Annotated in this window: 10 protein-coding genes, 1 pseudogene and 1 riboswitch; of the genes and pseudogenes, 7 read left to right on the forward strand and 4 right to left on the reverse strand. The window is 68.0% G+C overall.

Annotation, left to right across the window (positions count from 1 at the left end):
* Positions 1-7: 7 nt before the first annotated feature.
* The 3 genes from tsaE to ahcY form a co-directional block, all read right to left on the reverse strand.
* The gene (tsaE, locus tag AC6IW9_RS06260; protein WP_497770331.1) at positions 8-1,537 is read right to left on the reverse strand and encodes a tRNA (adenosine(37)-N6)-threonylcarbamoyltransferase complex ATPase subunit type 1 TsaE; all 1,530 of its coding nucleotides are present in this window, start codon (positions 1,535-1,537) and stop codon (positions 8-10) included.
* A complete protein-coding gene (locus AC6IW9_RS06265) occupies positions 1,534-4,080 on the reverse strand; it encodes a sensor histidine kinase (protein WP_497770334.1) in 2,547 nt (848 codons plus the stop codon). Before AC6IW9_RS06265 ends, tsaE begins: the two co-directional genes overlap by 4 nt.
* 527 nt (positions 4,081-4,607) lie before the next feature.
* Positions 4,608-6,014, reverse strand: a complete 1,407-nt coding sequence (ahcY, locus tag AC6IW9_RS06270) for an adenosylhomocysteinase (RefSeq protein ID WP_497770337.1) — start codon at positions 6,012-6,014, stop codon at positions 4,608-4,610.
* Positions 6,015-6,229: 215 nt separating this feature from the next.
* Between ahcY and AC6IW9_RS06275 the strand changes: the two genes are divergently transcribed.
* From AC6IW9_RS06275 to AC6IW9_RS06305, 7 genes are all read left to right on the forward strand, one after another.
* Entirely contained in the window at positions 6,230-6,490 is a 261-nt protein-coding gene (locus AC6IW9_RS06275) for a type II toxin-antitoxin system prevent-host-death family antitoxin (RefSeq protein ID WP_497770340.1), read from the forward strand.
* Between the two features lie 203 nt (positions 6,491-6,693).
* Positions 6,694-6,831, forward strand: a riboswitch (TPP riboswitch).
* A gap of 27 nt (positions 6,832-6,858) precedes the next feature.
* Entirely contained in the window at positions 6,859-7,932 is a 1,074-nt protein-coding gene (locus AC6IW9_RS06280; protein WP_497770342.1) for an FAD-dependent oxidoreductase, read from the forward strand.
* A complete protein-coding gene (gene thiS / locus AC6IW9_RS06285) occupies positions 7,850-8,047 on the forward strand; it encodes a sulfur carrier protein ThiS (protein WP_497770345.1) in 198 nt (65 codons plus the stop codon). The genes AC6IW9_RS06280 and thiS overlap by 83 nt, the downstream gene beginning before the upstream one ends.
* Before the next feature lie 38 nt (positions 8,048-8,085).
* Positions 8,086-8,307, forward strand: a complete 222-nt coding sequence (locus AC6IW9_RS06290; protein WP_497770348.1) for an integrase — start codon at positions 8,086-8,088, stop codon at positions 8,305-8,307.
* 38 nt (positions 8,308-8,345) lie between these two features.
* Positions 8,346-9,140: a thiazole synthase gene (locus tag AC6IW9_RS06295; RefSeq protein ID WP_497770351.1), complete on the forward strand. Its 795-nt coding sequence runs from the start codon at positions 8,346-8,348 to the stop codon at positions 9,138-9,140.
* Positions 9,137-9,748, forward strand: coding sequence for a thiamine phosphate synthase (locus AC6IW9_RS06300; RefSeq protein WP_497770354.1), 612 nt, complete (start codon positions 9,137-9,139; stop codon positions 9,746-9,748). The genes AC6IW9_RS06295 and AC6IW9_RS06300 overlap by 4 nt, the downstream gene beginning before the upstream one ends.
* Positions 9,749-9,905: 157 nt before the next feature.
* Entirely contained in the window at positions 9,906-10,361 is a 456-nt protein-coding gene (locus AC6IW9_RS06305; protein WP_497770356.1) for a VOC family protein, read from the forward strand.
* Between the two features lie 37 nt (positions 10,362-10,398).
* Here AC6IW9_RS06305 and AC6IW9_RS06310 read toward each other — a convergent pair.
* Positions 10,399-13,250, reverse strand: a pseudogene (locus AC6IW9_RS06310) (ribonuclease E/G).
* Positions 13,251-13,391 lie beyond the last annotated feature (141 nt).

Below are 13,391 nucleotides of genomic sequence, written 5' to 3' on the forward strand. Positions count from 1 at the left end.
CGCCGTCTCAGGAACGGAACAGCGCGGGGAGGTGGGAGACATACCAGGCCTCGAGATCGGCGAGCGTGGGATGGCGCAGGCCCTTGCGCAGATAGGCTTCGACGCGCGGGAGATGGGCGAGATATTGCGGCTTGCCGTCGCGCTGGTCGAGCCGCGCGAAAATGCCGAGAATCTTCGTCGCCCGCTGCGCTCCGAGAATGGCGTAGGCGCGCGCGAAAGCCGCCATGTCGAAGCTCGCGTCGGCTTCGCGCCGCAGCCGCGCATAATGGCCGAGCAGGCGCATTTCCAGTTCATCCGGCACGTCGACGCGCGCGTCCTGCGCGAGCGAGGCGACGTCATAGGCCGGATGGCCGAGCACCGCGTCCTGGAAATCGATGACGCCGACGCGCGCCGCGCCGACGCGATGCTCGAGCCAGATCAGATTGGGCGAGTGATAGTCGCGCAGAGTCCATGTCGGCGCGGCCATCACGATCTCGATCAGCGCCTGCCGCCAGAGATTGACGAAAGTCGCCTTGGAGCCGGAGGAGAGCGACGGCCCGCCGACACGGCTCGCATACCATTCGACCAGCAGTTCGACCTCGATCAGCAGCGCATCGAGATCGTAAGACGGCATGCGATGGGAGGCGCCGCCGGGAATCGGCAGCACGTCGGGCAGGTTGCGCGAATGCAGCGCGGCGAGCAGCGCGACGGCCTCCACATAACGCTCGGCGATCGGCGCGCCGTCGGCGGCGACGCCGGCGCGGCCCAGATCCTCGAGCAGCACGAAACCGGCGCTCAGGTCGAAAGCATAAATCTCGGGCGCCGAGACGTTCTGGGCGCGCAGCGCTTTCGCCATGGCCACGAAAGGCTTCACCGTCTCCGCGAGCTTGGCGATCGCGCTATAGGATTTGCCGTAGCGGATCGGCGGCCCGTCGGGGCGCGCCGGCGAGATCATCAAGATCGCGCGCTCGCCGCCGGGCTTGCGCAGCGTCTCATAGACGCGCGAGGAGGCGTCGCCTTGCAGAAACGCGCGTTCGGCGTCGCTCCAGCCGGCGCCGGAGAGAAAAGTCTCGAGCGACTTGAACGCCGAGAAGCGCCCCGCGAAAGCGCCATGCGCGACGATGGCGATGCGCCGTGCGTCGGGCGCGTCGGGCGAGACGAAGGAGAGATGAATGGCGAGCCGCTCGCCGGAGAAGAGGCCGGGCGCGCGTTCCGCCCATTCGACGAGCGTGATCGCATCCTCGCTCGCCTCTTCGAAGCCGAGCGCTTCGAGCTCCTGCTCGCCGGAGATGCGATAGAGATCGGCATGCAGCAGCCGATAGCCGGGACCTTCGTAGATCTGCATCAAGGTGAAGGTCGGGCTCGGCGTCTCCAGCGTCGGATCGTCGGCCAGCGTGCGGATGAGGGCTCTGGCGAAAGTCGTCTTGCCGGCGCCGAGATCGCCGGAGAGCGTCACGAGGCGCACGCCTTCGCGAATGATCGGCGCGAGACGGCGCGCGAGCGCCGCGGTCTGCGCCTCGTCGGCGACGTCGACGATCCATTCGGCGGCGTCGCTCATGACGCGCGTCCTCTCTCGCGCGCCTCGTCCGGGGTCGCGGCGGCGTGATCGCGGCGCTCGTCGGTCGGAAAGATGCAAGTGACGGTGGTGCCCTCGCCCAGCGCCGAGTCGATCAGCACGCGGCCGCCGTGCAGCTCGGTGAAGGCGCGCACGATGGAGAGGCCGAGGCCGACGCCGCGATGGCGCGAGCCGGCCGTCTCGGACTCGAAACGGTCGAACACCTTTTCCAGAGCCTCCGGCGCGATGCCGCGCCCGCGATCGGCGACCTTGAACACGATCTCCCCCTCCCGCCGCAAGGCGGCGAGAGTAATGGTTTGTCCGGGACGTGAAAAGCCGACGGCGTTGGAGAGCAGGTTGAAGAGAATCTGCCGAATGCGCTTGGCGTCGCCGCGGAAGGAGCCGACGTCGCCCGTGGTGACGATCTTGAGCTCGATCGTGTTCTCGGCGAGCCGGTCCTGCACGCCCTCGGCGGCCGCGCGCATCGCATCCTCGACGTCGACGTCGGTAAGATCGAGCGCCATGGCGTCGCTGTCGATCGTCGCGAGGTCGAGAATGTCGTTGATGATGGCGAGCAGCGCCGCCGACGACTTGGCCACATAGCCGAGATATTCGAGCTGTTTGGCGTTGAGCTCGCCGGTCGATCTCTCGCCGAGCAGATGAATGAAGCCGATGATGTTGTTGAGCGGCGAGCGCAGCTCGTAGGAGACGTGATGGACGAAGTCGTTGCGGATCTTCTCCGCCGCCATCAGGGCCTCGTTGCGCTCGGTCAGCGCGCGCTCGACATTCACGCCCGCCGTGACGTCGACGAAGGTGAGCAGCGCCGCGCCCTCGGGCAGAGCCTGCGCCGTGCAGTCGAGCACGCTGCCGTCCGAGCGCTCGATGCGCCGGGTGAAGCCCTGGCGCATCTCCTGCAGGCCGGTGACGAAGCCGCGCAATTCGCTCCAGGTCTCCTCGCTCCGATGCAGCTCGGCGCAGAGCCTGGCGACGGCGTCGAAGCGCGGCTTCTCGTCGAGCGCGCGCTTGTCGAGCCGCCACAAAGCGACGAATGCCGGATTGCAGAAGCGCAGGCGCCCGTCGGCGCCGAAGACCGCGACGCCCTCGCGAAGATTCTCCAGCGTTTCGTTCTGCATGCGGTCGAGCGCGTGGAAGCGCGTCTCGAGGAAATAGCGCTCGCTCACATCGTCGTAGAGATAAGTGACGCCGCCTTGCGGATTGACATTGACGACGACGCGCAGCGTGCGCCCGTCCGGCATGTGCCAGATATGCTCGTGATGCTCCTCGGAGGAGCGATAGGCTTCGAGCAGCCGCGCCTTCCAGTCCTGATAGTCCGCTTCGACCGGCAACCGCTGCTCGGCGCGCAGACGGTCGAGAATCTGTCCGTCGGTCGGTCCCTGATCGAGGAAAGCGGCGTCGAGGGGCCACAGCCGCTCGTAAGCGGCGTTGCGATAGACGATGCGCTTGCGTAGATCGAAAATGGCGACGGCGATCGGCATCTGGTCCAATGTGCGCGAATGCGCCTGCATCTGCTGCTCGAGATCGGAGCGCATGGCGTCGATCTCGTGGCGATCGAGGGCGAGCGCGGCGGACGCGCCGTGAAAGGGCGCCTCGACGACATCGAGCCGATGCCGCTCCCCGGCGACGACGGCGGTCACGCGCGACCGAAACACCTCGTCGCGGCTGCGGGCCGCCTCGGCCTCGGCGCGCGCCTGATGGTCGAGCAGCTCGATCTGCCGGCGCAGAGCGTCGGCGGGGCTCTCCGCCTCGACGGCGCTCGCATAAGCGGCGTTGACGAAGGAGAGGCGGCCGTCGGCCGCGCGCATCCACACCGGCGTCGGCAGCGCCTCCAGCATGGCGCGCAGGCCTTCCGCCTCCGCGACGCAGCGCGTGTGCCGCTCGCGCAGCGACAGGAGCTCGAGCCGGTCGCCCGAAACCTCGCGAATGCGCAGCACGGCGCGGCCGGCGACCGCGCGGCCCTCGGCGTCGAAACGCCGTCCCTGCGGATTGGCGAGGGCGAGGCGGAACGCTTCGCCGCTCTGGCGCAGCCGGCCGATCCTCTCCTCGAGCTCGCGCGCATCCTTCATCGAGAGCCATGTCCCGAAGGCGAGCGGCCGACGGGCGAAGGTGGCGTCGCCGAGGCTGTTCTCCATATCGGGTTCGTTCGTGGGCCCGTCCCAGGAGACGAGCAGCTGCGGCTCGCTCGACAGAAAGGTCTCGGCGCGGTCGAGCTTGCTGCGCGCGGCCTCCAATGCGGCGGCGAGCCGGGCCTGCCCGCGGCTCCATCTCTTTCGCTCGGAGAGATAGCCGAGGGCGACGACGGTCGAGAAGAGGGCGAGGCCGAGGCTGAGCGCGAGATTGGCGAATTCGCCGCTGTCGCCGGCCGAAAGAAGTCCGGCCATAGCCTGCGCCCGCGCGGGCCGCGCCAGCAGCAGGCCGCCGGCCGTCAGCGCAAAGGCCGCCGATCGTCGCAGCGCGCCCGCTCGGCGGCTCCGCCAGCGCCCGGCGGGCGGCTGCGCTTTCGGCCCGAAGGCCGTCCCATCCTGCATGCGAACCGGTCTCCACGTTCGATTGCAAAGGATCGTCGCAAACAAACGCCGCAACCCGTTCGCGCGCCCGAGCGACGCGCCGTCCCGAATCGTCGTCAATCTAAAACGCGTTGATCGAAAGGGAAACGCGCGACGCGACCGGAGCATTCTCACGTAAGGGTTTCGCCGAACTGGCGTCGGCGGAGCCGCAGGAAAAATCTCACGGGCGCCGCCGTTTCGTCGCCGGGGCGCGCTGAAGCGTTCAGGGGAATGATACGGTTTTCCGGCCGATCGGTTCACGAGCGGCGGCACGACAGCCCTCGCCCCGAGGAGCCGGCGAAGCCGGCGTCTCGAAGGGTCGATGCCGCCGCCCTCTGGAACATCCTTCGAGGCTTTTTGCGTTCCGCAAAAAGCGCCTCAGGATGAGGGAAGTGAATTTGCGGCCGTTCACGCTCGCGGATCGAAGCAGTCGGCCGGAAGCCGTATGAGAGAACGGCCCCGCACTCGGAATGGAGAGCGAGGCCGAAACATTCAGCGAAACCGCCGCCTCAATAGCGATAATGCTCCGGCTTGAACGGGCCGTTCTGCGGCAGGTTGAGGTAGGTCGCCTGCTGCTCGCTCAGCTTGGTCAGCTTCACGCCGATCTTGTCGAGATGCAGAGAGGCGACCTTCTCGTCGAGATGCTTGGGCAGGGTGTAGACCTTCTTCTCGTAATGATCCTGCTTGGTGAAGAGCTCGATCTGCGCCAGCGTCTGATTGGTGAAGGAGGCCGACATCACGAAGGACGGATGGCCTGTGGCGTTGCCGAGATTCACCAGACGTCCTTCCGACAGCAGGATGATGCGATGGCCGTCGGCGAACTCGATCTCGTCGACCTGCGGCTTCACATTGTGCCACTTCAGATTGCGCAGGCCGGCGACCTGAATCTCGCTGTCGAAATGGCCGATGTTGCAGACGATGGCGCGGTCCTTCATCTGGCGCATGTGCTCGGTGGTGATGACGTCGACATTGCCGGTCGCGGTGACGAAGATGTCCGCGCGCGGCGCGGCGTCCTCCATCGTCGTGACCTCATAGCCTTCCATCGCCGCCTGCAGCGCGCAGATCGGATCGATCTCGGAGACGAGCACGCGGCAGCCGGCGTTGCGCAGCGACGCGGCCGAGCCCTTGCCCACATCGCCGAAGCCCGCCACCATGGCGACCTTGCCGGCCATCATCACATCCGTGCCGCGGCGGATGCCGTCGACGAGCGATTCACGGCAGCCGTAGAGATTGTCGAACTTCGACTTGGTCACCGAATCATTGACGTTGATCGCCGGCCACAGCAGCTTGCCTTCCTTCTCCATGATGTAGAGGCGGTGCACGCCGGTGGTGGTCTCCTCGGTCACGCCGCGGATCGCCTCGGCGTTGCGGCGGTAGAAGCCCGGATTGGCCTTGAGGCGCTTCTTGATCGCGGCGAAGAGAACCTCCTCCTCCTCATTGGTCGCCTTGTCGAGGAAGGCCGTGTCGCCGTTCTCGGCGCGCAGGCCGAGGTGGATGAGCAGCGTCGCGTCGCCGCCGTCGTCGAGGATCATGTTCGGCGCGCCGCCGTCGCCCCATTCGAAGATGCGGTGGGTGTAATCCCAATAATCCTCGAGGCTCTCGCCCTTGCGGGCGAAGACCGGCGTGCCGACCGCGGCGATGGCGGCGGCGGCGTGGTCCTGTGTCGAATAGATGTTGCAGGAGGCCCAGCGAACGTCGGCTCCGAGCGCCTTCAGCGTCTCGATGAGGACGGCGGTCTGGATCGTCATGTGCAGCGAGCCGGCGACCCGCGCGCCCTTCAGCGGCTGGGATGGACCATATTCGGCGCGCGTCGCCATCAGGCCGGGCATTTCGGTCTCGGCGATGGCGATCTCCTTGCGGCCCCAATCGGCGAGGCCGATGTCGGCGACGACATAATCGTTGAAATGCGTGGTCATGACGCTCCCTTCTGGCGGTGCCTCGCGCGTGGACGGCGAGCGCTGCGGATCCTGGCCGTCGCCTATACCAAGACGGGTGAAGGGATGCAATAAAGATATAAACAAGTCTTTATGTGGATGTTTGAGTGAGGCGGGTGGCCTTGCTGGCCGGTTTTCGAAGAAGGCTTGCAGCAATGCTGTATTTGCTGCATATTACAGAATTGTTGGAGGCTAATATGTCCGAGCCGAGCACTTTCTCGACCAGCGACCTCTCGCGCAAATCCGGCGACATCATAGCCGAGGCGTTGCGTCGCCCGGTCACCATAACGCAGCGCAACAAACCGCGCCTCGTCCTGTTGAGCTATGAGGACTATCAGCGGCTCAGAGCGGGCGCCGATAGCCGCAAGGCTCATCGGATCGAGACCATGCCCGACGCTCTTTTCGACGACGCCAAGGCGGCGCTCGCGGCCTATGAGGCCGAGTCCGACGAGCCATGAGCTTCGATGGATGCGCGATTGGATCAGCTGAATCTGTGGCGATGAGGCCGCGTGGCCGCCTTTAGGCGGCCAACAGAAGTCGGGGCCGCGTCAGCGACCCTGCAGCCGCTTCGAGCGGCTCACATCCTAAAGCCCCAGGCTTTGCCGGGGGATACTTACCCCCCACCCGCCGCGCTTGACGCCCGCGCGCCATTGCGCGACGCTCTACTCGCCGGGGGAGCCTCGCCCGGCCGCCTTCGGCGGGCCGAAAGAGGCTGAGAGGCCGATGAGCGAAAGCGGCTCGGCGACCCTTCGAACCTGATCCAGTTCGCGCTGGCGTAGGGAGGTCGCATGTTCCATATTCTCGAGCCGAAAGGCTCGCGCGCGCCATGCTGATCCGCGTGATCGGCGCCGGCGTCGCCGGCCTTTGCGCCGCCTTCGAGATCGCGCGGGCCGGCCTTGCGCGCGGCGCCGCGGTCGAGCTCGTCGAAACGGCGCCCATGCCGGGGCTCGGCTGTTCCTATCACGCCGGCGGCATGATCGCCCCCTGGTGCGAGGCGGCCGAGACCGAGCCGCTCGTCGCGAGGCTCGGACAAGAGGCGCTCGGCTTCTGGACGCGCGACGTTCCGATCGCGACAGTCGCCGGGACGCTGCTCGTCGCGCGCGACCGCGACCGCGCCGAACTCGCCGATCTCGCGTCCCGCGCCGAGCGTTGCGAAAGGCTCGACCCAGAGCGTATCGCGGCGCTGGAGCCGGCGCTCGCGGATCGCTTCTCGCAGGCGCTGTTCTTTCGCGAGGAGGCGCATCTCGATCCGCGCGCGGCGATGCGCGCGCTCCACGAACGCCTCGCGACAATGGCGAATGTCACGTTGCGCTTCGGCGCGCCGGCGGCGGCCGAGGCGTCGCGCGCCGATTGGACGATCGACTGCCGAGGCTTCGCCGCGCGCGACGCCCTCGCCGGTCTGCGCGGCGTCAAGGGCGAGATGCTCGTGCTGCGCAGCGAGGAGATCGAATTGTCGTGCCCCGTGCGGCTGCTGCATCCGCGTCATCCGGTCTATGTCGTGCCGCGCGGCGGCGGCCTGTTCATGATCGGCGCGACCATGATCGAGAATGAGGAGCGCTCGCGCGTCACGGCGCGCTCCATCGTCGAGCTCGTCAATTCGGCCTTCGCCATTCATCCCGCCTTCGCCGAGGCCGAGATCGTCGAGATCGGCTCGGATGTGCGTCCCGCCTTTCCCGACAATCTGCCGCGCATCACGCGGCGAGGCGACACGCTCTCCATCAACGGGCTCTATCGTCACGGCTTTCTGCTCGCGCCGGCGCTGGCCCGCCGCGCCGCCCGCTTTCTCTTCGAGGGAGACGTCAGTCCGGAGGTGATGCATGCGGATCAGGGTCAACGGAGAGCCGATCGAGATCGAGGCGCCGACGCTCGAGAAGCTGCTCGAAGAGCTGGGCTATGGTGACAAGACGGTCGCGACGGCGGTCAATCAGACCTTCGTTCGCAACAAGGACCGGAGCGAGACCCTGCTCGTGGAGGACGATGCGGTGGAGATCGTCGCGCCGCGGCAGGGCGGATGACGCTACCAGGTCGACTTCATGCATGCTAGAATTAATTCATGGGCATGATCGTCACAGAAATTCATGACGCTCTTCGGGAAGCCGGGGCGAGCGAGGAAGCGCGCCGGGCGGTCGAGGCCGTCGCGAGCTACGATACGAAGCATACCGATATCAAGCATGAGTTCGCGGTCTCGAAGGGCGAGTTCAGCACGATGAAATGGATGCTGGCCACAAATCTGACCCTCACGCCGCTCGTCCTCGGAAAGCTCTTTCTCCATTGAGCGAGCTGCGTCCGGTCGAAGACAGTCGGTCTGCTCGAATGGCTACGCCTCTCCTCCTCTATGACGTCCCCGTGACCTCGCGTTTCCTGCTCGGCACGGCGCGCTATCCCTCGCCCGCCGTTCTCGGCGACGCGATCCGCGCCGCGGGCGCCGAGATCGTCACGGTCTCGCTGCGGCGCGAGGCGGGGGCGTCGCGCGCCGGCGAGAGCTTCTGGTCGCTCATTCGCGAGCGCGGCGTGCGCGTCCTGCCCAACACCGCCGGCTGCCGCACGGCGAAAGAGGCGGTCGCCACCGCGCAAATGGCGCGCGAGCTGTTCGCCACGAACTGGATCAAGCTCGAGGTCATCGGCGAGGAGGACACGCTGCAGCCCGATGTCTTCGGCCTCGTCGAGGCCGCGCGCATCCTCGCCGACGACGGTTTCGCCGTGTTCCCCTATACGACCGATGATCTCGTCGTCGCCGAGCGTCTGCTCGACGCCGGCTGCCGCGTGCTGATGCCCTGGGCGGCGCCGATCGGCTCGGGCCGCGGCATCAATAATCTCTTCGGCCTGCGGGCTTTGCGCGCGCATGTCCCAGACACGCCGCTGATCGTCGACGCCGGCCTCGGCGCGCCGTCGCAGGCCGCGGCCGTGATGGAGCTCGGCTTCGACGCCGCGCTGCTCAACACCGCCGTCGCCCGCGCGCGCGATCCGGTCGGCATGGCGCGCGCTTTCGCGCTCGCCATCGAAGCCGGCCGCGCGGCGCATCTTTCTGGCCTGATGACGCCGCGCGACATGGCGGAGCCCTCGACGCCGCTGCTCGGGCGCGCCTTCGACGAGGGCTTCGGCGCGTGAGGCTCGATCCCTTCTATCTCATCGTCGACGACGCCCGCTGGCTGGAGCGCCTGCTGCCGCAGGGCGCGCGTCTCGTGCAATTGCGCGTAAAGGACCGTGAGGAGGGCGAGTTGCGCCAGCAGATCGCGCGGGCGCGCGACCTTTGCATTGCTCAGGGCGCGCAGCTCGTCGTCAATGATTATTGGCGACTCGCCATCGATCTCTGCTGCGACTTCGTGCATCTCGGCCAGGGCGATCTCGACATGGCCGACATCGGCGCCCTTCGCACGCATGGCGTGAGGTTCGGCGTCAGCACGCATGACGAGGCCGAGCTCGACCGCGCGCTGGCGCTTTCGCCCGATTATGTGGCGCTGGGGCCGATCTATCCGACGCTCCTGAAGCAAATGGCCTTCGCGCCGCAGGGGCTCGACCGCGTCGGCGAATGGAGGCGCCGCATCGGTTCCCTCCCGCTCGTGGCCATCGGCGGGCTGACGCCCGAGCGCGCCCGCGCCGCGCTCGCGGCCGGCGCCGACAGCGCCTGCGTGGTCACCGACATTTTGCGCGCGGGCGACCCCGAGGCCCGCACGCGCGAATGGGTTGCGGCGACGCACGATTGGCGGCGATCGTAGCGCCGCCGGCCGGCGGCTTTCGACGATCCGAGGGATCGTCCTATAATGGCGGGCCCAGAGCGATCGGGCGAACGGCGCCGGGAGCGCTCGAGAAAACCCGGCTTCGGCGACCGGCGCCGCCGAGCAGGTTGTGGAGGCGGCGCCGAGGGGCGGCCGAATGACCAGATATCTGCACACCATGATCCGCGTCGGCGATCCCGACGCGACGATCCGTTTCTTCGAGCTCCTGGGGCTGAAGGAGACGCGGCGGATGGAAAACGCCGCCGGTCGCTTCACGTTGATCTTCCTGGCGGCGCCCGAGGATGTGAAGGAGCAGGGCGGACGGCCGGGCTCGGAGGTGGAGCTCACCTATAATTGGCCGCCGGAGGGCGGCGAGCCGGAGACTTATGGCGGAGGCCGCAATTTCGGCCATCTCGCCTATGAGGTCGACGACATTTACGCCGTCTGCCGGCGGCTGATGGAGGCCGGGGTGACGATCAACCGCCCGCCGCGCGACGGCAATATGGCGTTCGTTCGCACGCCCGACGGCATTTCCGTTGAGCTGCTGCAGGCCGGCGAGCGGCTGGCCCCGGCCGAGCCCTGGGCCTCCATGCCGAACACCGGCAGCTGGTGAGGAATGGGCGCGGCGGATCTCCCGCCGCGCCGCGACATCACTGGCCGCCGAGCGACGCCTTGGCGCGCTGCCACCAGCCGCCCTTTTTCGGCCGGTCCGGATCGGCGTGGGTGATGACCGTCTCGGTCGGCTTGCGCGGCGTCGGCGGCGCGGCGGCCTCATGGACGGGCGCCGGCGTTTGCGTCGCCGCCGAGTGGATCTGCGTTTCGGCGCTCGGCGCTTCCTCCGCCGGAGGAGCGGCCGTCTCCACGGCGATCGCGGGCTCCTGGGGTTCGGGCGCCTGCTCGTCCGGAGCCGGCGCATCGGCCGCCACGCCCTCTTCGCTCGCGCCCTCGGCTTCGCCCTCGCCCTCCGGCGCAATCAGACCTTGATCGCGATATTCCTGCGGCAGCGGGCTCGAGCGGGTCCAGCGTCCCGCGCGACGGCGGCCGCCGCGGGATGGACGCGCGCCTTCGCTCGGCTGCGTGGGAACCCCATCGATTTCGGCGACCATAGCGAGCCCTTCGTCCGACGGCTGCTCGGCGCCCGGCTGGGCCGCCGCGGCGTCGCCGTTCCCGATGCCTCCGCCGCGTCCTCGTCGCCGGCGCCGGCGCCGCGAACGTTGCTGGCCTTCGCCGGAGTCCTCGCCGTCGATCTGCGGCAGGCGTTGGATGGACGGACGCTCCTCGCCGCGCGCCTCTCCCTCCGCGGGCTCCGCGTCGGCGACCTCCTCGATCTCCTCGTCGAGATCGACCGGCGGCGCGCCGGCGCGCAGCGGCTGCTGGGCCGGCGGGAGCTCGCGCACGCCGCTCGCCGGTTCGCCACGCTCCAGCGCGTGATAGGCCGTCCCGGTCAGGCTGTCGTCGGCGGCCACGGTGATGGCGACGCCGAAGCGCCGCTCCAGCGCCTGCAGATGCGTGCGCTTCTGATTGAGGATGTAGAGCGCGACCACGGCGCGCGTGCGCAGGATGATGTCATGCGCCGAGCTCTTGATCAGCGCGTCCTCGAGCACGCGCAGCACATGCAGCGCGATCGAGGCGGTGGATCGCACCGTGCCGGCGCCGGCGCAATGCGGGCAGGGCACTGTCGAGCCCTCGAGCACGCCGGCGCGGATGCGCTGGCGCGACATTTCGAGCAGGCCGAAATGCGAGATGCGGCCGACCTGGATGCGGGCGCGGTCGTTCTTCAGCGCGTCCTTCAGGCGGCGCTCGACGGCGCGATTGTTGCGTCCCTCCTCCATGTCGATGAAATCGACGACGATGAGGCCGGCGAGATCACGCAGGCGCAGCTGGCGGGCGACCTCGTCGGCCGCCTCGAGATTGGTGCGCAGCGCCGTGTCCTCGATATTGTGCTCCCTGGTGGAGCGGCCCGAGTTCACGTCGATCGCGACGAGCGCCTCGGTCTGATTGATGACGAGATAGCCCCCCGACTTCAGCGTGACCTGATTGGAGAACAGCGCGTCGAGCTGCGATTCGGCGCCGGCCGAGGCGAAGATCGGCGTCGCTCGCGATAGAGCCGGACATTCTTCGCATGGCTCGGAATGAGCATGCGCATGAAGTCCTTGGCCTCGCGATAGGCCTCGTCGCCCGAGACGATCACTTCTTCGACGTCGCGGCCATAGAGATCGCGGATGGCGCGCTTGATCAGCGAGCCTTCCTCATAGACGAGGGTCGGGGCGCTGGAGCGCAGCGTCAATTCGCGCACGCTCTCCCACATGCGCAAGAGATATTCGAAGTCGCGCTTGACCTCGGCCTTGGTGCGGGTGGCGCCGGCGGTGCGCAGAATGACGCCCATGCCCTCCGGAACCTCGAGCTCCTGCACGATCTCCTTCAGCCGCTTGCGGTCGGCGCCGTCGGTGATCTTGCGCGAGATGCCGCCGCCGCGCGCAGTGTTGGGCATCAGCACGGAATAGCGGCCGGCGAGCGAGAGATAGGTGGTGAGAGCGGCGCCCTTGTTGCCGCGCTCTTCCTTGACGACCTGCACGAGCAGCACCTGGCGGCGCTTGATCACCTCCTGGATCTTGTATTGCCGGCGCGGGCGCGAGGGGCGGTAGGGCGCTTCGTCCATGGCGTCGCCGCCGATGTGCTCGACGTGCTCTTCTTCGTCCTCGTGCTCTTCTTCGTCCTCGTGCTCGTCGCTCTCGCCGCCGCGCGCCTCTTCGCGCTCGTGCTCATGCTCCTCGTCGCGCTCGTCCTGACGGCGCGCCTTGGCCTCGTGATCGCGTTCGACCTCGATCGGCGCTTCTTCGAGATGGCCGGTCTCGACGACGCCGAAGCCTTCGGGGTCGATCGAGATCGGCTCGGCCGCCTCCTCGACCGCCGGCGCGGCCTCGACCGTCTGGGCCTCTTGCGCCGTCTCGCTCTCGGCGGGCGCTTCGGCGCCGGCGAGGGCCTCGGCCGCGATCGTGACGTCGGCGCCCTCGGCCGCAGGCTCGCTCTCGGACGATTCCGACGGAGCGGGCGTCGCGATGGACTCTGGCGCCTCTCTTGCGTCCTCGTCGTCGGGAGCGGCCTCGGAGGTCACGCTGTCGCCTGAGGCGGCGCGCTTCTCCGCGCCGTCGCCATGGCGGCGTCGGGAGCGGCGGCGGCCGTGGGGGCGCGGCTCCTCCTCCTCCTGCTGATGCGCCTGGCTTTCCTCCTCGAGCAGAGCGAGGCGGTCCGCGACGGGGATCTGATAATAGTCTGGATGGATCTCGGCGAAGGCGAGGAAGCCGTGGCGATTGCCGCCGTAATCGACGAAGGCCGCCTGGAGCGACGGTTCGACGCGCGTCACCTTGGCGAGATAGATGTTGCCACGTAGCGGCTTCTTGTCGGCGGCTTCGAAGTCGAATTCCTGAACGCGGTTACCGCGCAGCACCACCACCCGGGTCTCTTCCGGGTGGGATGCGTCGATGAGCATTTTGTTGGCCATGAGAAACTCTTTGCCGCGTGACGCGAGGCGACGCCGGCGGTCGGAACGAAGGTCCATGCGAGGACGATGCGACCGGGATCCGACGAAGCGTCGGCGATTCGACGCGTGTTTGGGAGGGAGAGGAGCAGATCGCGAAACTTC

It is taken from the genome of Methylosinus sp. shoA (genome assembly GCF_059718125.1).

Bases quoted from the DNA above. Each gene is read 5' to 3' on its own strand.
- AC6IW9_RS06290 (WP_497770348.1), top strand. From the start codon at position 8,086: ATGGGCATGATCGTCACAGAAATTCATGACGCTCTTCGGGAAGCCGGG.
- AC6IW9_RS06275 (WP_497770340.1), top strand. From the start codon at position 6,230: ATGTCCGAGCCGAGCACTTTCTCGACCAGCGACCTCTCGCGCAAATCC.
- tsaE (WP_497770331.1), bottom strand. From the start codon at position 1,537: ATGAGCGACGCCGCCGAATGGATCGTCGACGTCGCCGACGAGGCGCAG.
- thiS (WP_497770345.1), top strand. From the start codon at position 7,850: ATGCGGATCAGGGTCAACGGAGAGCCGATCGAGATCGAGGCGCCGACG.
- AC6IW9_RS06305 (WP_497770356.1), top strand. From the start codon at position 9,906: ATGACCAGATATCTGCACACCATGATCCGCGTCGGCGATCCCGACGCG.
- AC6IW9_RS06295 (WP_497770351.1), top strand. From the start codon at position 8,346: ATGGCTACGCCTCTCCTCCTCTATGACGTCCCCGTGACCTCGCGTTTC.
- ahcY (WP_497770337.1), bottom strand. From the start codon at position 6,014: ATGACCACGCATTTCAACGATTATGTCGTCGCCGACATCGGCCTCGCC.
- AC6IW9_RS06265 (WP_497770334.1), bottom strand. From the start codon at position 4,080: ATGCAGGATGGGACGGCCTTCGGGCCGAAAGCGCAGCCGCCCGCCGGG.
- AC6IW9_RS06280 (WP_497770342.1), top strand. From the start codon at position 6,859: ATGCTGATCCGCGTGATCGGCGCCGGCGTCGCCGGCCTTTGCGCCGCC.